General features: G+C 38.7%; 1 protein-coding gene. It reads right to left on the bottom strand.

Annotation, left to right across the window (positions count from 1 at the left end; genetic code table 11):
- A partial coding sequence (locus tag PL8927_RS08245) for a PD-(D/E)XK nuclease family transposase (protein WP_156093136.1) occupies nt 1–424 on the bottom strand: 424 nt, incomplete at its 3' end.
- Nucleotides 425–445: the final 21 nt, after the last annotated feature.

Here is a 445-nt window from a genome sequence, read left to right as displayed (position 1 = left end):
CTGATAATTGCTCTGATGATAGCTGTGATAAACTATCTTCTATTTCTGGACTTAGTTCACCTAATTGCCGTTTTGATTGGCGTTTAATCAGATTTATTTGACCAATTTGTATACCTTCAGCCCGTCCTTGAGTCAACCCTTGAGTCAACCCTTGAGTCAACCCTTCAGCCCGAGCTTCAGCCTTACTCAACTCAATAGCACCTATTCTTTCCCGTTCAAACTGTTCTCGTTTCTCCAAATCGTCTATTTCCTCTAAACTTAAGTTGACCCGATCCGCGATCGCAAAAGCCTTCTCAATTTCGGGTACAATTAACATCGATTCTGGCACGACTTCTAAATCTGGTGCTTTGCGTAAAAAATAAAGCCATTTATCCGTAATATTAATCAATTCTTCCAAAGTTTTATTAAATTTGGGTAACTCCACAAATACTAATTTTAACGGACT

Source organism: Planktothrix serta PCC 8927 (assembly GCF_900010725.2).
GTDB lineage: Bacteria > Cyanobacteriota > Cyanobacteriia > Cyanobacteriales > Microcoleaceae > Planktothrix > Planktothrix serta.
This window is presented reverse-complemented; position numbering and strand designations above follow the sequence as displayed.